This window comes from Rhizobium sp. LjRoot30, from assembly GCF_964253915.1.
Classification (GTDB): Bacteria; Pseudomonadota; Alphaproteobacteria; order Rhizobiales; family Rhizobiaceae; genus Metarhizobium.
This window is the reverse complement of the sequence record NZ_CAXUSG020000006.1, coordinates 310,793-329,391: the sequence shown is the minus strand read 5'-3', so window position 1 is coordinate 329,391 and position 18,599 is coordinate 310,793. Positions and strand designations below refer to the sequence as shown.

Here is an 18,599-nt window from a genome sequence, read left to right as displayed (position 1 = left end):
CCATGGACTTTCTTTCATTGGGACTGATCGCCGGCGTCATCGTAGTGGCTGTCGTCGTCATCGGCATCATCATGACGTCGCTCTACACCAGGGCGACGCGGGACAAGGCATATGTGAAAACCGGCCTCGGCGGCAAAAAGGTCGTCCTCGACGGCGGCTCGATCATCCTGCCGATCTTCCACTCCTACTCCTGGGTTTCGCTCAGCACGCTGCGGCTGGAAGTCAAGCGCTCCGAACATGAATCGCTGATCACCCAGGACCGCATGCGCGCCGACATCACCGCCGAATTCTACGTCCGTGTGAAGCCCGATGCGGAAAACATCGCGCTGGCGGCCCAGACGCTCGGCGACCGCACCAACGACGCGGATGCCTTGAAGGCGCTGGTGGAAGCCAAGTTCGTCGACGGCCTGCGTTCCGTCGCCGCCACCATGACGCTCCGCGACCTGCAGGAGCAGCGTGCCGAATTCGTCAAGTCGGTGCAGGCTGCCGTCGCCCACGACCTGCAATCCAACGGCCTGGAACTCGAATCGGTGTCGCTGACCCGCCTCGACCAGACCGACATCAAGCATTTCAACCCCAACAACAGTTTTGACGCCGAGGGTCTGACCGCGCTCACCAAGATCACCGAGGAGCGCAAGCGCGAACGCAACCAGATCGTTCGCGACAACGAAGTCGAGATCGCCACCAAGGACCGCGAAGCGGCGCTGCGGCGGTTGACCATCGAGCGTGAACAGCGCGACGCCGAGCTGAGCCAGGAACGCGATATCGCCAACAAGACCGCCGAAACCCGCGCCGAAGCGGCCAAGGCGGAGCAGCTGGCGCGCCTCAGCGAAGAAACGTCCCGCCTCGACACCGAACGCGGCATTGCCGAACGCGACGCCGAAGCCCGGCAGATCCGCGAAACCGCCCGCATCGAAGCCGAACGCGGCATTGCCGAGCGCGAAGCCGAGGCACGCCGCATCACGGAAACGGCACGCATCGACGCGGCCATCGCCGTGGCACAGAAGAGCGAACAGGAACAGGCCGCCCGCGCCAAGGCCGACGAGGCGAAGGCAGCGGCAACCACTGCCGAAGAACAAGTTATCACCGCCCGCGAAGTCGAGATCGCCGAGCGCGCCAAGCGCATCGCCGTTCTCGACGCCCGCAAGGCCGCCGAGCAGGAAGCAACGGCGCTGACGGTCAAGGCCGAAGCCGAACGCCAGGCCGCCGAAAACCTCGCCGCTGCGACCAAGATCGAAGCCGAGGCCGAGGCGGAAGCGGCAAAAATCCGCGCCGCCGGCGTCATCGCGCTCGGCGAAGCCGAGGCGCAGGCCGAACGGGCGAGGAACGAGGCCCGCAATGCGCTGGCCACCAGCATTATCGACTTCGAGCTTGCCCGCGCCCGGATCGCCATCGTTCCGGATGCCCTGGCTCAGGCAATGAAGCCGATCGAGAAGATCTCCGATATCCGCATCTTCAGTGCCGGCAACCTGGTCGGCGCCCTCGGCGGCGCCGGTGGCGAGCAGACGGGCAACCCGGTCGGCGATCTCAGCAGCCAGCTTCTCAGCTTCACCGCGCAGAAGCCTATTCTCGACGAGATCCTTGCCCAGGCGGGCTTCAAGGGCGAGGACGCAACACAGGCTCTGCTGGCGGCCTCCGTCGGCGGTGCCGCGGAGAAGACGGCCCTGCAGAAAAAACCGGCTCATCAGACGGTTCAGAGCGCAACGCCGACGCCATCGGGCAATCCCGAAATCTGAGCGAAGACCAACAAGGCCGCCTGCCGGACATCCGGCGGGCGGTTAGAGCATTTCCGCTTCTCTCCGAATCGCGAAAACGCTCTATCCCTTTGTTTTTTACGCAATTCCGGACGCAAAACCGCTCCGCACTTTTGCTGGAATTGCTCTATTGCTCCTCGACCGAAAACTGCGACCGTTCGAACAGCAGGATCACCACAAGGGCAATGACGAAGGGAATGAGAAGGTAGAACAGGCGGAACACCACGAGCGCCGCCAGCACGTCCGCTTGGTTCATATCCGGCAGTCCGGTGATGAACACCAGTTCGAGCACCCCCAGGCCGCCGGGCGCATGCGAAACCAGGGCGGCCGAAAACGACACCAGAAAGATGCCGAGCACAACGAAATAGCCGGGATTGCCAGCCTCCGGCAGAGCGAAATAGATGATGCCGGCGGCAGCCAACAGCTCCAGCGGGCCGATTACCAGCTGCTGCAATACAACACGCGGACGCGGATAAGACAGTTCGAGCTTGCCGAACGACAGGGTCCGAAACCCCAGCATGCTGCCGATGACATAAAGCGCCACAAGGCCAAGCAGCACGAAACCGGTCGTCCGCGACGCATCGAGCGGCAGAACATCGACGAAACGTTCGACGATGGTCGGCTCGAACACCAGCACGATGCCACCGAGAAGAATGGTGCCGAGCATGAAGGTGAACGAGCAGAACGCTACCAGCACGCCCACCTCCTGCCCGGTCAGCCCGCGGGAGGTATAGGCGCGGTAGCGCACGACTGCGCCGGACAGGACGGACGCGCCGACATTGTGGGACAGGGCATAGGTGGTGAAGGAGGCGACGGTTATGAACAGCCAGGGAACCTTGCGCCGTAAATGCAAAAGCGCGATCCGGTCGTAACCGGCCAGAGCGGCATAAGCGAGCAAAGTCGAAGCGCCCGACAACAGCCAGTGATGCAACGGGATGGCCCGGAAACTGGCAATCATGTCGTTGAGGGAAAGACCACGCAGTTCCCGATACAGCAACCATATCGAGAAGACGACGGCAGCGAGACCGATCACCGGCCAGACGTATTTTCTCAAACTCATCCGGTCAGCCCGTATTCTTTTGCCGCCAAACCCACGATCCTCCACGATACGATGATGCCACCATCTACCCACGGCAGGCGCGGGTGTGACAAGTGTTTTTTACCAAAAACCGCCGATACGACCCCGAGCCGCGCCAGCGGCTGCAACGATCATCCGGCAATCATCCGTGCATTCCCTTTCCTTTTTCTGAACAGCCGACGCATTTTTGAAAGGCGAAATCCAGAGGGCGAACGGCCTATTCCGCTGCGTGTTCCCGCGCGCCATGCCGGACATGCGATTTTTTTTCGAAATCGATGGAATAGGGTCAACCGGGCTTGCGTATACTGGGTCATGGAAACGAAACGCAGCCCGTTCGACATTGTCGGCCAGTTGGAAACCTTGCGGCGGTATGCGCGCTCGCTGGTGCGCAATGCCGACGAGGCGGAAGATCTCGTGCACGATGCGCTCGTCCGCGCCTACGAACACGAAAGCACCTTCCGGCGCGGCGCCAACATCCGCAACTGGCTGCTGTCGATCGTGCACAATACCCATATCGACCGCATCCGCCGCGCCCGGTCCCAGTCGCTGCGCGTGGAGGCGGCGGCCCAGATAACCGAACAGGCGGCCCCCGCCGATCAGGATCATGCCGTTCGCCTGCGCCAGGTGCGCGAAGCGTTTTTCGCCCTGCCGGAAGAACAGCGCGAAGCCCTGCATCTCGTGGCGATGGAAGATCTTTCCTACCAGGAAGCGGCCGAGGCACTCGGCATTCCGGTGGGCACGCTGATGTCGCGCATTTCGCGGGCACGGGAAAAACTCAGGAATTTCGAAGACCAGGCCGGCGCCGCCAAGGGCGGTCACCTGCGGCTGATCGGAGGAGCAGACAATGAAAAGCGTTGATCCCATCGTCGAGACCGATCTGGCGGCCTATGTCGACAACCAGCTCGGCATCAATCGCCGCATCGAGGTCGAGGCCTATCTCTCCGAAAACCCGCAGATCGCGGCGCAGGTGATGGCTGACCTCAGCCTCAAGGGCGAATTGCGGCTGGCGCTCGCCGACCAGAGCAGGGCCGCACGGCCGCAAACCCGCGATGCCGCACGACGGCTCGAAGGCGCGCTGTCGCGCGGCCGCTTCTTCTCGACGGTGCGGCGCGCGGCGGCCATCATCCTGCTGATCGCAACCGGCTGGCTGGCCAATGCCTATGTCGGTCCCTTCGGCGCCACCAGCGTCGTCGCTTCCGTGCAGCCGCCGGCTTTCGTCGAGGAGGCCGTCCGTGCCCACCAGACGACGCTGTTGCGCGAAAGCATGCATTCGCAGCGCGAGACCGCCGATTACGACCCCAACGACATCCGCGCCGCAACCGGCATCGTCATGCCGGCCGTGCCGAAAGGCTGGCGGGTGATGGACGTGCAGATTTTCCCCTCCGCCTTCGGCCCCAGCGTCGAAATGGCGGTATCCCCCGGCAAGGGCGAAGTGCTGTCGCTCTTTGCCGTCCGCCCCGGCAATTTCACCGTACAGCAGGCCCTGCCCTTCGCCACCGGCGCGACGCAGGCGTCCTACTGGCAGATCGGCGAGGTGGCTTACGCCCTGGTTTCGGATGCCCGCAAGGCCAACGAACTCAACGGCATAGCTCAGAAACTCGCCGGCTCGCTCTACTGATTTTTCCCCATTCATAGAATCGGACAAGGAGATCGATCATGAATACAAACCCCAATCGTTTTGGGTATCATCCCGCTGCGCAAAGCCAGGCGGTGTTCGACGAAAGCCTGCGCAAGCACATGCTGCGCGTCTACAATTACATGGGCGCCGGCCTGGTGCTGACCGGCCTCGTCGCCTTCTTCGTCGGCTCGACGCCGGCGCTCTACGTGCCGATCTTCTCCACGCCGCTGAAGTGGGTGGTGATGCTGGCGCCGCTCGCCTTCGTCTTCTTCTTCTCGTTCCGCATCCACTCGATGTCGGCACGCACCGCACAGCTGACCTTCTGGGCCTTCTGCGCCGTGATGGGCCTGTCGCTGGCGTCCGTGTTCCTGGTCTTCACCGGCACCAGCATCGCACGCACCTTCTTCATCGCCGCGACGATGTTCGGCGCCACCAGCCTTTACGGCTACACGACGAAGCGTGACCTGTCGAAGTTCGGCTCGTTCCTGATGATGGGCCTGATCGGTGTCGTCATCGCGTCCGTCGTCAACATCTTCCTCGGCTCTTCGGCCCTGCAGTTTGCCATCTCGGTGATCGGTATCGTCGTCTTCGTCGGCCTGACCGCCTGGGACACGCAGAACATCAAGGAACAGTATGCTGAAAACTTCGACGAAGAATCGCAGCAGAAGCTCGCTGTCTTCGGCGCCCTGTCGCTCTACCTTAACTTCGTCAACATCTTCCAGCTGTTGCTGAACTTTACGGGCGAGCGCGAGTAAGCCGCCCGACGCAAAGGAGTATCATCCATGGACCAGAACGACCGCCAGGCGATCGACGGCCTCTTCGGCAAGCTCTCCCAGGTAGAGCAGCAGAGCGGCCAGCGCGACAACGAGGCCGAGGCCTTGATCCGGGAACGGGTCGCCGCCCAGCCCGCCTCGCCCTACTTCATGGCGCAGACCATCGTCGTGCAGGATCAGGCGTTGCAGGCGGCGCAGCAGCGCATCGAGCAACTCGAATACGAGGCGGCCAACCGTCCGGCTTCGGGCGGCCTGCTCTCCAGCCTGTTCGGTGGCGGCAGCCGCCCCGCGCCGCAGCCGCAACGCCAGGCCTATCAGCAGGGCCAGGCTTATCAGGGCCAGAATGCCGGCAACGGCATGGGCGGCTTTCCGAACGGTGCGCCGATGGGCCAACAGGCCGGCGGCCCATGGGGCCAGCAGGCAGGCATGGCCCAGCGCGGCGGCGGCGGCTTCCTCGCCGGTGCCGCCCAGACGGCCATGGGCGTTGCCGGCGGCGTGCTTCTGGGCAACGCCATCGCCGGCATGTTCGCCGGCGATACCGCCAATGCCGCGCCGGCAGCCGAACAGCCGCAGGAAGATACGTCCAATCAGGACAACGACCTCGGCGCCGATGCCGGCATGGACGATATGGACTTCTGATCGCCGCCCGCATCCAGACAATCGAGTTGCCGCGCCCCAGGGCGCGGCAATTGCTTTTGTGCCATCGCTGCTCTATCGAAGACGCGAAGGCCCGCACACGACACCGTCGGCGCCTGCCGTTCCATCATCAAAGTTCAGGTCATGCCACTGCGCCGCTTCATAACAGACAGACGGGAAAATCGGATCGCGATGCCCGTGCTCCTGTGGCGCGACATGTTCCTGTTCGGCACCGCGTTGAACGTCACCTTCCTTGCGCTGGCCTTCACGGCCGCGGGCGCAGGCATGCCGGACTGGACGGCGCTGCTGATTTTTCTATTGCCGCTGCCCTACAATCTCTTCATCTGGTCTTCGGTCTGGCGGAAAGGTGGAGGCATGTCCACGCTGGAATGTTACGTCAGCCGTAGTATAGCCTGCCTCTGGCTGGGCGCTTCGCTCGTCGTTTGAAGCATCTGCCCCTGCACGCCGACACAGTTCGGGCGAAAGCGGAATAATTTACTTTCGATTAACCAAAAACGGCCGACATGGTTAATTTATTCTTTATGAAATCCTCCAATTTCAAGTTCTAAGTTATTTTCTCCCGAATCTTCCCTATTTTTCACAAAAGATGTTCTTCCGCGGAACATATTTCAATCCCGGCCGTTTTGAGATTTCAAAGGGCAAGAATACAAGCCCACGGATATACAACAGCGTGACCCATGACCTGGAAGATCGGTATGACCGAGCACGTCTGCTCGCAAGACGGGTCGTCGCTTCGGAAAGGATCAGGTTATGGAGACGAGTAGGGATCAGAATGGGGGCGATATGAATCATCGTGTGCTGATAATCGAGGATGAATACCTCATTGCCATGGACGTCGAGGACATGGTGTCGTCGTCGCCTGTCGAGGCGGATGTGGTCGGTCTCGCCAGCAACAAGGAAAATGCGCTTATTCTCGCACCGCTGGCCGATATCGCGCTCGTTGATGTCAACCTGTCGGATGGCCCCAGCGGCCCCGAAATCGGTCGCATCCTCGCCGAAGAATTCGGCGTCACCGTCATCTTCATGACGGCCAATCCGGAACTGGTGGCCACAGGCGTCAAGGGTGCGCTGGGTGTTGTCAGGAAACCGGTCGATTCGCGCACCATCGAACAATCGCTGGAATATGCCATCGCCCGCCGCAGCCACCAGCGCGCGCCTGCGCCACGCTCGATGCAGATCTTTGCCGCGTAATAAGGTCCGCCGCGAGCGCGTCACGCTTCCTTGATGACGAGACCGCCGGAAACCGGATCGATCATCGTATCGTAGACCACCGCCTCGCTGGACGAATCGGTTTCCAGGATGGCATGGATCTGCAGGCGCAAGACGCGGTCCATCCAGTCCTGGTTCTGCACAAGTTGCACCGAAAGATCCCGGAAACGCGGCTCGAACCGCTGGATGATCGACTGCAGATGCTCCTGAAATTTCCGCTGCTGGGTCGGGGTCGCAACATGCTGGCCCTGCAGCGAGGGCAGGCCGAAAGCCAGGAGCGACTTCTGCAACTCCTCCAATGCCGGATCGATCGGCAGATGCCGGGGACGGGTGTTGAAGAGAATTTCGAGATCGCGCCGCACGGAGTCGCGCAACTCGCGCATCGCGCGGTCGGCGTTCTTGTCGGTCTCGACACTGTCGCCCTGCAGAAGCCGGTCGAAGAGCGCCAGACGCGGCGGTGCCTTTGGCGGATTGCGTGCCATCCTATCTTACCCTCGCCGCCTGTATTTCCGTCCGCATCTTGAACCCCGAGACCACCTGGTCGAATTGGAAATGCGGTTGCAGATGCATGACGCAGTTCATGGAACCCGGGCGGCCCGGCGTTTCCCTAACTTCCAGCTGCGCACCGCTCAACGGATAACGCGCCTTGAGTTCCGGCCCGGCATCGGTATTGCCAATCGTATAGTTGCGCAACCACTCCGCCAGATAGCGCTCCAGATCCTGCGGCGTCGAGTAGGCGCCGACCCGATCGCGAGCCATCACCTTGACGTAATGCGCGAAGCGGCTGATGCACATCACATATTGCAGCATCGAGGAAAGTCGGTCGTTTGCCCGCTCGGCAACGTCGCCCTCATCCGTGGGCAGATGCAGCGATTGGGCGCCAAGCATCACCACGGAACGCGTAAAATTGCAGGGGCTGAAGGAGATGAAGCCGAGATCCTCGAGCGCCTTCTGCTTCTTGTCGGTCAGTTCGACCTCCAGCGGACGCCGATAGCCGGCTGCCTCGACGGTCGAGAAATCCGGCGACGGCAGATCGGAAATCACCCCGCCACGATTGCTGTCGCCCCGCGTGCCGCAGACGTCGGCAAACCAGCCCCACTCCTTGAAAGCACGGATCGCCACCACGCCGAAGCCGAAGGCGGCGTTGCCCCACAGCCAGGAATCGACGCCGGTACCGCCTTCGATGTATCGGAAACCATCCTCCCGGACAGCGCTGTCGCGATACCGGTCGCGCAAAAGGATGCGCGGCAGGGCAATGCCGACGAACCGGCTTTCTTCCCTCTCCCGCAGCTTGCGCCACCGCTGGTACTCGACCAGCCGGAAGCTGGTGTCGAGACGCTGCGAATAGGACAGGTCGGCGAATGTCGAGACGCCGAAGAGTTCCGGCGCCGCACCGATCACGCAAGGGGAAAACGCCGCCGCCGCCACCTGCGCGATACTGGACAGCGTGCTCACGTCGTCTGTCACCGGGCCGGAGCCGGACGAGAAGCGATGACGCACGGCGTAATCGCAGACCAGCAATCCGTAAGGCACGCCGCCCGGCATGCCGTATTCCTCGTTGTAGATCTTGGCAAACAGGGTGCTCTGGTCGAATTCGATCGACCTGTCGAAATCCCGCGACAATTCCAGCCACGTCGCATTGAACAGACGCAGGCGAATTTTCTCGTCGTCGTCGGTTTCCGCCAGCAGCAGATCGACGCCGCGCCACGCAGCTTCCATACGCTTGAATTCAGGCGCGTGGAGGATCTCGTCCACCTGATCGCCGATCAGCGCGTCGATGGCGGCAATATCGCGCATCAGCATGGCGGAGATCCGGCTCGGCTCGATCCGGGCCAGCTGTTCCTCCGAAAACCACCGGGCCAATCCGGCCGTCCGGTCGTCTTCGCCGAAAAAATCGTCGAGCGCGGCGGCGAGTTCTTCGCCGCCGCGCCCCAAAACAGCATCGACAATGCTGCGCCGAAGATCGAGGCTTACGGGCTCGCTACCTGAAGCAGGCCCTACCGCATCAAGAACCTCGGCATCCACCATGCGATCAACCCATCTGCGGGATGCGCGCAACCAGACGCATGGAAGCGGTCAGCTCTTCCATCTGCAGCCACGGACGCAGGTAGGCGACGGCGTTGTAGGAACCCGGAGCGCCCGGAACTTCCTTGACCGAGACCTGCGCTTCGGCGAGCGGATACTGCGCCTTCATTTCGGCGCTGGCTTCCGAGTTGCCGTTGACGTAGTTGCGGATCCAGTTGTTCAACCAGGTTTCGCAATCGCTGACTTCCATGAACGAACCGATCTTGTCGCGGCCCATGACCTTCAGGTAGTGCGAGAAGCGCGAGGTCGCCATGATGTACGGCAGGCGGGCGGAGATGGCGGCGTTGGCCGTTGCATCCGGCTTGTCGTACTTCTTTGCCTTCTGGGTCGTCTGCGCACCGAAGAAAACGGCGTAATCCGTGTTCTTGTAGTGGCACAGCGGCAGGAAGCCGAGCTTGGAGAGTTCGGCTTCGCGGCGGTCGGTGATACCGATTTCCGTCGGGCACTGCTGGTCGGCATCGCCGTCATCGCTGGTGAAGGTGAAGCTCGGCAGGTTCTCGACCTTGCCGCCGCCTTCGGCGCCGCGGATGGCAACGCACCAACCATACTTGGCGAAAGCCGTCGTCAGGCGCTCGCCGAGTGCGTACGAAGCGTTCATCCAGGTGAACTGGTCCTGCTCCATCTTGGTCACGACGCCATTGGCATCGATCGGCGCTTCTTCGAACTTGAACTCCTCGATCGAGGTGCCCTGCGAACCGTAGGGCACGCGTGCGAGAACGCGCGGCATCGTCAGGGTGACGAAGCGGCTGTCTTCGCTTTCACGGAAGCCCCGCCACTTGATGTATTCCGAGCTCTCGAAAATCTTCTCGAGATCACGCGGCTTGGAAAGGTCAGTGAAGTTTTCCAGGCCGAACATCCGCGGGCTGGCAGCAGAAACGAACGGCGCGAAGGAAGCGGCCGCGACGTTCGACATGCCCTGCAGGATTTCCAGGTCCTCGGTGCCATTGCCGAATTCGTAGTCGCCGATCAGGGCGCCGTAGGGTTCGCCACCGGGGGTGCCGAATTCGTTTTCGTAGATTTTCTTGAACACCTGGCTCTGGTCGAATTCGACAGCCTTGGTGAGATCCTTGTGCAGTTCCTTCTTCGTCTGGTTCAGGACGCGGATCTTCAGCGTCGCCGACGTTTCGGAGTTCTTCACGAGGTAGTTCAGGCCGCGCCAGGAACCTTCCAGCTTCTGGAAGTCCGGGTGATGCATGATCGCGGTCAGCTGCTTGGACAGCTTTTCGTCGATCGCCTGGATGGCCTTGTTGAAGGTCTGCGTCAGGTTCTTGGAGAAGGTCACCGTGCCCGAGAGGGCTTCGTCGGTCAACGTCTTCAGGAGGTCCTGCATTTCGTCCGGTTCGGCGGTCTTGGTGACCTGGATGGCCTGGTCGAGCAGGCTTAGCGAACCGGTGGCTTCTGCGGCTGCTGCGCCGCCTTCGGTTTTGACTTCAGTGCTCATAAATCAGCCCTCCTTCTTCTCGCTGCCCAGCTCGCCGGCGAGCGCGGACAATTTCTCGGTGTTCTGCAGAACTTCTTCGAGCAGGCTTTCCAGCTCTTCCGACCGGTCGACCTTCGACATCAGGTCGCGCAGCTTGTTGCGGACGGCCAGAAGCTTGCGCAGCGGCTCGACCTGGTCGACGATCGAACCCGGCTCGAAGTCTTCCATCGAGTTGAACTTCAGCGACACCGCCATCTGCGAATCGTCGCCGGCCAGCGTGTTGTCGACCTTGAATTCCGCGCCGGGCGTCATGCGCTTCATCACGTCGTCGAAATTGTCGCGGTCGATCTGGATGAACTTGCGATCGCGCAACGGCTTCAGCGGCTCGTAGGGCTTGCCCGAGAAATCGCCGATCACGCCGACAACGAAAGGAAGTTCCTTGCGAACCTGCGCGCCTTCAGTCTCCACGTCATAGGTAATGTGGACGCGCGGAGCGCGCACTCTCTTCAGTTTCTGTTGAACGCTCTCTGCCATGACAATCCCTCTGTGTCAGTTGCCGTTTGGAATCAATGCGATGCTACGTTTTATACTCAATATCCGGAGGGCTCGGCTTCCGGCGGCTTGATGCCCGCCGCAAGAAGTATTCTCTGGATATGACTTGGATCTTCCGCCAGTTCGGCAAGAAGTTCCGGCAGGGTGAGGCGCGCTCGCCGAACCGCATCCTCCAGTGTGTAGGATATCGGCGAGTGTGGCTCGGTCTTGCGGAAATAGTTCGAAATACGAAGCAATTCCGCCAAAGCTTCGTCACGGGAGGCGTAACCGTCGATCTTGCGGACCTGCACCATCGTGACGGTGCCATCGGCACCCGTGGTTTCCACCGCCTCGCCGGTCTCTTCGCCGGCGCCGGCTTGCGGATCACCATAGGAGGAAACGGCAAGCTTGTCGGCGGCAAAATGCTTGAGCGAACCAAGAATCTGTTCCAGCAGTTCGCGGAGCGCGGACGTCGGCGGGGCATCCATGCCGGCAACGGCATCGAAGGCAGCCGACATATCCGCCAGCGCCGCCAGCGTCTCTTCGATCAGCGCCGCCGTTTCGCCAAAGCGGGCCGCCGGAGTTTCGGCGACACTCTGGTTGAACTGCTCCATGGTAACGGCGCCGTTGTCGATCCGTTCCTGGCGCTTGTATGTGTCGGTAATCTTTTCGAGATCCGTCGCCTGCTCGAAGTTCCACAAGGAATAATCCGCCAGCGAACCGAAGGTCAGCGGAACCAGCCGGGTCGGCTGGATCAACGTGCCGACGGCGCCGGCGCCGCTCAGCCCCGATACCGCGGACACCTTGCTTTCGATGCCGTCCTCGTCGAGTTCCGGGAAACACGGTTCCCAGAAATTCTGGACGATGCCGGTGATGACCTTGAAGCCATCCCGCAGCCCGGCAAAACCTTCCTGGCGCAGCAGGGCCTCGACGAACCAGGCGGCGATTTCCAGATCTTTCGCGTGGCTGGCGAGGATGGTCGCCGCCGTCTCGGCAACCACGTCCCATTCTTCCGGCGGCGGGCCGCCGAGTTCGACGGCGGAACGTTCGGCCGAACGCGCAGCGTTGCGCGCATCCTTCGTCTGGTAATAGAGCGAGGACGACGAGGTATCGGCACGCGGATCCGTTCCAGCCGGCGCATCATCGCTGATGGGCTGGAGAAAAGCGTCGATATCGATGACCGGCGTCAACGCCATGAGCAGGCTTCCTTTTCAGAGAGAAGAACCCGGCCGAACCTTGTCTCCTTGACCGCGGGCGCGGCCGTAACAAGAAGGACACTCGACTGTAATTCCACTCTTATGCGCAAAATGTTAAAGAGGTTGAAAAACCCCGATTGTTTCTTCGCAACCCTAGCTTGCCGCCTTCAGCGGGCGGTCGTCCTTCAACCAGCCGTTCCCGCCATTGGCGATGTTCACGCCGCGCACCACCGATGCCTCGAAGCGCCTCAGGAGGCTCTGCGGCGCGCCGCCGGTGATGGACAGCAGCACGGAAGCGCCGACACCGATCGGGCCGAGCTTGGGATCCGCTGGCGCATCCGGCATGCCTTCCGGCGCCAGGCTTCCGCCCGACCAGAAGACGGAAAGCGCCGCATAGGCCGCTGCCCCCTCGAATTTCGCCTGTTCGGCAACGGCAAAACATGCCCGCCTGCGCTCCTCGTTCGGACCGTAGACCCAGGCGGCCGTCCGCTCCAGGCAGGTCGTTTCGAGTTCATTCGGCTGGGCGATATTGGTATGCGCCACGACACAAGCCCACCACACCGCCTCACGGACGGGCAGCGAGAACGCCATGAAGCGCACGGCATCGCCGACCTGCTCGGAATCCACCAGCAGGGAGAAGTAACCTTGCGGCGAGAGGTCCGGCAGCAGGAAGGCGCGCGCTTCCGTCGAGAGGTCGACGCGCTCACAAATCTCCGCTGCTGTCGCAGCACTCACCTTGCGGAACGGTTCGTTCTGGATCTTCACAGTCCGCGCTCCTAGTTGATCTTCACGATACCGCCCTTGACGGTGACCATGCCGTCCCCGGCAACGTCCACCATCGGCGCCTGCAGGCCTGCCTTCGCATCCCCCTTTATCGTGATCTGAACCGCCTTTATGTTGATCCCGGCCGGTGTCAATTCGATGGTGCTCGAGCCGCATTTCAAGGTTATGCCTTGCCCGGCTTCCAGCAGAATCTTACCAGCACTCGCCTTGGTTGTCTGATTTCCCAGAGAAACAGTTAACGTATCGTCACCCTTGTCGACCGTCGTCGTCCGGTTCCCCATCGACACGGTCAGGGCGTCGTTGCCTTTGTCGAGCGTCGCCGTCCGGTTGCCTTGCGACAGCGTCAGCGTATCGTTGCCCTGCCCAAGCGTCGTCGTGCGGTTACCCTTGTCGATATCGAGGGTTTCGTTGCCGGTCTCGATCTTTTCGACACGGTTGCCCTTCTTGATCGTGAAGGTGTCGTTGCCTTCGGTGATCGTCGAGGTCCGGTCGTTCTTGATCGTCCGCGTCTGGTCATGGCCGACATCGAGCACGTCGTCGTTTTCGACCTCGCGGGTAAAATCCTTCTCCGCGTGGAACAGGATCTTTTCGCTGCCCTTCTTGTCTTCGAAAGACAATTCGTTGGCATTCGCGACCTGGCCGTCCTTCGTCGACCGCGTCAGCAGGCCGCTTTTCGTCATGTTCTCCGGCAAGGCCCACGGCGGCATGTTGTCGGCGTTGTAGACGGCGCCGGTCACCAGCGGCCTGTCGGGGTCGCCGTCGAGGAACTGCACCACCACTTCCATTCCGACACGCGGAATGAACATCGAACCCCAGGCGCTGCCCGCCATGCTTTGCGCGACGCGGATGAAGCAGGAGCTCTGTTCGTTGTTCTTGCCGTAGCGATCCCAGAAGAATTGTACGCGGATGCGGCCATACTTGTCCGTATGGATCTCTTCCTGCGACGCGCCGACGACCTTGGCGGTTACCGGCCCCCGGGCAATCGGCCGCGGCACCGGCAGCGGGCTGCGCGCCGGCTGCGTGGAGATCGCGCCGGTAAACCGGTTCTTATAGGAAGGTTCTCCGCCACTGCCGCCCTGCATGGTAAAGTGCGTGCGGTTGTAAGCCTCGTGATAGACCTCCGTCAGCACGTAGGTTTTGTTGTTCTCCGCATCGATCGGATGTTCGACCGTAAAGCGATGGCCGGGGGCAAAACTCGCACAGCTTGAATCACCTGAAATCGTCTCCGTGACGCGGTCAGATGCATCGACGGCCACGGCCGACAGGCGAGTGAGCGTCGTCTTCTGGATGGAGTCGCCCGGAAAGCGGAAATGCGACCAAGACTTGTCGGCAGCCGGCGCCTTCTTCGTGGTTTTCGTTCCCGAGACATTTTCGCTGGGAACCTCGAAATTGTAGTCCTGGAGTTCCCATTTGGTGTCGGTCAGTCCGCGGCCAATATCCAGGACAGAGATCGCATCCGCCGTGTTGCTGCTGTCGGCACGGTAAGCCACCTTTTCCTGCAGGCAATCCTTATAGCCGGTGGCGTCGTCCGCCAGCACCAGCGTATGGGCGCCCTGCGCATGGGTGAAAAAGTAGAAAATGCCTTCCTCGGCCAGCAAACGCTCGACGAAGGCGCGGTTGGTTTCGCCATACTGGACGCAATATTCCCGCCGGTCGTAGGTCGCGTTGAGCTTCTTCTCGAACTTGATGCTTTCTTCGCCGAGGATTTCCTCGACGATCTCCACCGCAGTCTTGTCCTGGAAAATCTTGTAGTCAGACGTTCGGTCGAGAACCCAGAAGGTCGGCGAAATCGTCAGATTGTAGATGCGGTAACTGCTGCGCGTCAGGGCACCGCCTGAGAATGCCGTCACGATGCCGTTCACCAGGCGCCGCTTCGAGGCCGGGTGCGACATCTGCAGCGTCACGCTTTTGCCGAGAAGATCCCCCGGCGCAATGATCTCGCGCTCGCAGAGGGCTTCCGCATGAAATTCAAAAAGCCGCGAGATGCCTTCCACCCCACGGACACCGGTTGCGACAAGCACATCCTCGCCGAGCGGCGTGTCAAGGGTCAGCCAGCGCTCCGCCTGAGTGAGTGTCGTCGTCATGGAAGCATGATCCTTAGAGGCGCTTGGCTAAACGCCAAGCGCCAGGATTTGGTCACTATCAGCCGCTCTTGGTGGTCGAGAGGTCGTAGCTGACGGTTACCGGCGTACCGGCCTTGTTCTTGTCGTCATACGGCGTGAACTTGTATTCGATCTTCGTGAAGTTGATCGAAATGGATTCGCTCGGACGGTCGCCGCCGGAGCTGACCGAATAGGCCGAAACCAGAGCGTTGGTCAGCGTGTATTCGGCATAGGTTGCACCCGGGCTACCGGTGCTGACGAGATGGATTTCGACCTTCTTGCCGGCTGCGCCGGTTGCCGATTCCGTGAACAGCTTGGAAGAGGAGCTGTCCAGCATCTTCGTGACGGTGACTTCGCTGACGCTCGGCTCGCTTGCTTCGCGGTTTGCTGCAGCACCTGCCGGCGTCGAGATCGCACGACCGAGGCCGAACTGCATGCTGCCGATGTCGATCCACTTGGAGTGGGCGGCGTGCGTTGCTTCGCCATCGATACCTTCGTACTTCAGATAAATAGCCATTCGTAAGCTCCCGTTAGTGTGTCCAATTTCTATTATCAGGCTTTAGTCTTCGCAGAACATGCTTATTCGGCGGCAGCGACCGGCTCTTCCTCCGCTGTCTCGTCGATATCGGCAGGCGACACGACTTCGTCGTTCGACGCCTGTTCCACAAACTCGAACTGACCATCCGCTCCGAGGACTGCCTTGAGGCTTCCGACCTGCCGGCCGTCCGCCATGATCGACAGGACGTGGGCAGACAGGCGCGGCAACAATCCGCGAGAGAGGATATATTCGATATTGCGCGCGCCGCTTTCCACTTCGGTGCAGCGGCTGGCGATATCGGCGATCAACGACGCATCCCAGGTGAGGTTTGCGCGGTAATTTTCCAGGAACCGCTTGCGGATGCGGTTCAGCTGCAGTTCCACGATCTTGCGAATGATGTCGTCCGCGAGCGGGAAGTAGGGAACCACGGAGCAACGCCCCAGGAAGGCCGGCTTGAAGCTCTTCAGCAGCTCCGGACGCACAGCCTCGGTCAGCGTATCGACGTCGGGCCGGTCGGTCGGATCGGCATAGAGCTTGTGGATGAGATCCGTGCCCGCATTCGACGTCATGATGATGATGGTGTTCTTGAAGTCGATGTCGCGGCCTTCGCCGTCGCGCAGCATGCCCTTGTCGAAGACCTGGTAGAACACGTCCTGCACGCCCGGATGGGCCTTTTCCATTTCGTCGAACAGCACCACGGAGTAAGGCCGGCGGCGAACCGCTTCGGTCAGAACCCCGCCTTCGCCATAACCGACATAACCGGGGGGCGACCCGACGAGCATCGAAACCTTATGCTCTTCCTTGAATTCCGACATGTTGATGACGGTGAGGTTCTGCTCGCCACCATACAGCAGGTCGGCCAAGGCCAATGCCGTTTCCGTCTTGCCGACGCCCGAGGTGCCGACCATGAGGAACACGCCGATCGGCTTGCGCGGGTCCGTTAGCTTGGCGCGCGAGGTGCGGATCGTTTCCGCGATCGCTTCCAGGGCATGCGACTGACCGATGACGCGCTCGCTGAGCTTGTCCTTGAGGGCCAGAACCGTCTTGATTTCGTTGGAAACCATGCGGCCGACCGGAATGCCGGTCCAGTTGCCGACGACTTCGGCAATGGCCTGGCTATCCACCGTGACGCGCATCAGCGGGTTTTCACCCTGCAGCGCAGTCAGTTCGGCACCAAGTGCCGCAAGTTCGCTGCGCATTTCTTCCGGGGTTTTGGCGTCGGCGGGCTGTTCGGCCCCTTCCTCCAGTTCGCCCAGCGTTTCCTGCAGTGCGCGGATCTGCGACACCAGATCGCGTTCCTTTTCCCACTGCGCTTCCATGTCGACCAGTTCGGAGGCCGTCTTCTCGCGATCGGCCTGCAACTCGGCAATCCGCTCGGCATGATCGGCGCCGATCTTCACTTCGCGTCCAAGGACGGCAAGATCCGTATCGATCATCTCGATCCGCCGGCGACGGTCTTCGACCACGGCAGGCGTTCCATGCGCGGCAACGGCAACACGACCGCAGGCCGTGTCCAGAAGGCTGACCGCCTTGTCCGGAAGCTGGCGGCTCGGAATATAGCGCCGCGACAGGCGAACGGCATCTTCCACCGCTTCTGCCAGCACGCGCACGCCATGATGTTTTTCGAGCGTCGGGATCAGGCCGCGCATCATGCCGATGGCTGCCTCGTCGCCCGGTTCGTCGACCTTGACCACCTGGAAACGGCGGGTCAGGGCCGGGTCGCGCTCGAAGTATTTCTTGTATTCGGCCCAGGTCGTGGCGGCGATCGTGCGCATTTCGCCACGTGCCAGCGCCGGCTTCAGCAGGTTGGCGGCATCGTTCTGGCCAGCCGCACCGCCCGCGCCGATCAGCGTATGGGCTTCGTCGATGAACATGATGATCGGCCGCGGAGAGGCCTTCACCTCTTCGATGACGTTCTTGAGCCGGTTCTCGAATTCGCCCTTCATGCCGGCACCGGCCTGCAGCAGGCCGAGATCGAGCGACAGAAGTTCGACGTCCTTGAGAGCCGGGGGCACGTCGCCGGCCGCGATCTTCAGGGCAAAACCTTCGACGACGGCCGTCTTGCCGACGCCGGCTTCGCCGGTGAGGATCGGGTTGTTCTGGCGGCGGCGGGTCAGGATGTCGACGATCTGGCGGGTTTCGGCGTCACGGCCGAGAACCGGATCGATCTTGCCCTCGCGGGCCCGCGCCGTCAGGTTGATGGTGTACTGGTCGAGCGCCGATCCGGAGACGACGGCCGGGCGAGCCTGGCCATCCACGGACGGTGCGCCGGCGCTGCCACTTGCAGCCGCCGCCGCGGCACCGGCTTCGCTAGTACCGGAGGTGATCTTGCCGACCGAAGTCCGCAGTGCCTCGGCATTGATACGGGCAAATTGCGAAGATGCGTCGCGCGCCAAGGCAGCGAGCGTGTCGTCGCACAGAAGTGCGGTCAGCAGATGGCCGCTGCGCACGGCCCGCTCATTGTATTGCAGCGACGTGAAGATCCAGGCTTCACGCATCCACTTGATAATGTTGGGGGCCAGCGCCGGAGAACGGCTGTTGCCGGTCTTCTGGCGATCGAGCACCTTGTTGAGGTCGGCGGCCAGACGGCCCGCGTCGATTTCGAAATGCCGCAGGATCGCGGCAATGTCGGTGTCGGCGGATTCGAGAAGCTTGACCAGCCAGTGCTCGATCTCGACGTTATAATGCGTGCGCGACAACGTCAGACCGACTGCACCTTCGAGTGTCGAACGGCAAATCGGATTGAGGCGTGCGATCAACGATTGCAAGTCAACGTTAAGCAAGCATATCCCCTCTCATGCTGCAGGGCGCCAAGCAAATAGTGACGCATGACTTGAAAAACTATTATGACAATT

17 protein-coding genes are annotated in these 18,599 nt (G+C 61.5%); 7 read left to right on the top strand and 10 right to left on the bottom strand.

The genetic code is table 11. From position 1 onward, the window contains the following. Positions 1–2 precede the first annotated feature (2 nt). Positions 3–1,736, top strand: coding sequence for a flotillin family protein (locus tag ACSQ3I_RS15030; RefSeq protein WP_436000175.1), 1,734 nt, complete (start codon positions 3–5; stop codon positions 1,734–1,736). Positions 1,737–1,881: 145 nt separating this feature from the next. Here the strand turns inward: ACSQ3I_RS15030 and ACSQ3I_RS15025 are convergent, their stop codons facing one another. After that, positions 1,882–2,814 (bottom strand): lysylphosphatidylglycerol synthase domain-containing protein, encoded by a 933-nt coding sequence (locus tag ACSQ3I_RS15025; protein WP_436000174.1) that lies wholly within the window; start codon positions 2,812–2,814, stop codon positions 1,882–1,884. A 330-nt stretch (positions 2,815–3,144) separates the two neighbouring features. Between ACSQ3I_RS15025 and ACSQ3I_RS15020 the strand changes: the two genes are divergently transcribed. From ACSQ3I_RS15020 to ACSQ3I_RS14995, 6 genes are all read left to right on the top strand, one after another. Then, a complete protein-coding gene (locus ACSQ3I_RS15020) occupies positions 3,145–3,690 on the top strand; it encodes a sigma-70 family RNA polymerase sigma factor (RefSeq protein WP_436000172.1) in 546 nt (181 codons plus the stop codon). Beyond that, positions 3,677–4,450 carry an anti-sigma factor family protein gene (locus ACSQ3I_RS15015; protein ID WP_436000171.1) on the top strand — a complete coding sequence of 258 codons (774 nt, stop codon included), beginning with the start codon at positions 3,677–3,679 and terminating at the stop codon, positions 4,448–4,450. Before ACSQ3I_RS15020 ends, ACSQ3I_RS15015 begins: the two co-directional genes overlap by 14 nt. A gap of 38 nt (positions 4,451–4,488) precedes the next feature. Further along, positions 4,489–5,205, top strand: coding sequence for a Bax inhibitor-1/YccA family protein (locus tag ACSQ3I_RS15010; protein ID WP_436000169.1), 717 nt, complete (start codon positions 4,489–4,491; stop codon positions 5,203–5,205). 27 nt (positions 5,206–5,232) lie between these two features. After that, positions 5,233–5,862: a DUF2076 domain-containing protein gene (locus ACSQ3I_RS15005; RefSeq protein ID WP_436000167.1), complete on the top strand. Its 630-nt coding sequence runs from the start codon at positions 5,233–5,235 to the stop codon at positions 5,860–5,862. 189 nt (positions 5,863–6,051) lie between these two features. Further along, on the top strand, positions 6,052–6,306 hold the full coding sequence (locus ACSQ3I_RS15000; RefSeq protein ID WP_436000165.1) for a hypothetical protein: 255 nt from the start codon (positions 6,052–6,054) through the stop codon (positions 6,304–6,306). A gap of 324 nt (positions 6,307–6,630) precedes the next feature. Continuing rightward, entirely contained in the window at positions 6,631–7,071 is a 441-nt protein-coding gene (locus tag ACSQ3I_RS14995; protein WP_436000163.1) for a response regulator, read from the top strand. A gap of 20 nt (positions 7,072–7,091) precedes the next feature. Here ACSQ3I_RS14995 and tssE read toward each other — a convergent pair whose 3' ends face one another. The 9 genes from tssE to tssH form a co-directional block, all read right to left on the bottom strand. Next, positions 7,092–7,571, bottom strand: a complete 480-nt coding sequence (gene tssE / locus ACSQ3I_RS14990; RefSeq protein WP_436000162.1) for a type VI secretion system baseplate subunit TssE — start codon at positions 7,569–7,571, stop codon at positions 7,092–7,094. 1 nt (position 7,572) lies between these two features. Beyond that, positions 7,573–9,117: a type VI secretion system contractile sheath large subunit gene (tssC, locus tag ACSQ3I_RS14985; protein WP_436000160.1), complete on the bottom strand. Its 1,545-nt coding sequence runs from the start codon at positions 9,115–9,117 to the stop codon at positions 7,573–7,575. Between the two features lie 4 nt (positions 9,118–9,121). Then, positions 9,122–10,615, bottom strand: coding sequence for a type VI secretion system contractile sheath large subunit (gene tssC / locus ACSQ3I_RS14980; RefSeq protein ID WP_436000158.1), 1,494 nt, complete (start codon positions 10,613–10,615; stop codon positions 9,122–9,124). A gap of 3 nt (positions 10,616–10,618) precedes the next feature. After that, positions 10,619–11,128 carry a type VI secretion system contractile sheath small subunit gene (gene tssB, locus ACSQ3I_RS14975; protein ID WP_436000156.1) on the bottom strand — a complete coding sequence of 170 codons (510 nt, stop codon included), beginning with the start codon at positions 11,126–11,128 and terminating at the stop codon, positions 10,619–10,621. A 56-nt stretch (positions 11,129–11,184) separates the two neighbouring features. Beyond that, complete coding sequence (tssA, locus tag ACSQ3I_RS14970) at positions 11,185–12,321, bottom strand: type VI secretion system protein TssA (RefSeq protein WP_436000154.1); 1,137 nt, start codon at positions 12,319–12,321, stop codon at positions 11,185–11,187. Positions 12,322–12,474: 153 nt separating this feature from the next. Then, positions 12,475–13,086, bottom strand: coding sequence for a DUF6931 family protein (locus tag ACSQ3I_RS14965; protein WP_436000153.1), 612 nt, complete (start codon positions 13,084–13,086; stop codon positions 12,475–12,477). A gap of 11 nt (positions 13,087–13,097) precedes the next feature. Then, entirely contained in the window at positions 13,098–15,188 is a 2,091-nt protein-coding gene (locus ACSQ3I_RS14960; protein WP_436000151.1) for a type VI secretion system Vgr family protein, read from the bottom strand. Between the two features lie 58 nt (positions 15,189–15,246). Continuing rightward, complete coding sequence (locus ACSQ3I_RS14955; RefSeq protein ID WP_436000149.1) at positions 15,247–15,723, bottom strand: Hcp family type VI secretion system effector; 477 nt, start codon at positions 15,721–15,723, stop codon at positions 15,247–15,249. Between the two features lie 62 nt (positions 15,724–15,785). Next, positions 15,786–18,527, bottom strand: coding sequence for a type VI secretion system ATPase TssH (gene tssH, locus ACSQ3I_RS14950; RefSeq protein ID WP_436000147.1), 2,742 nt, complete (start codon positions 18,525–18,527; stop codon positions 15,786–15,788). Between the last annotated feature and the right edge of the window lie 72 nt (positions 18,528–18,599).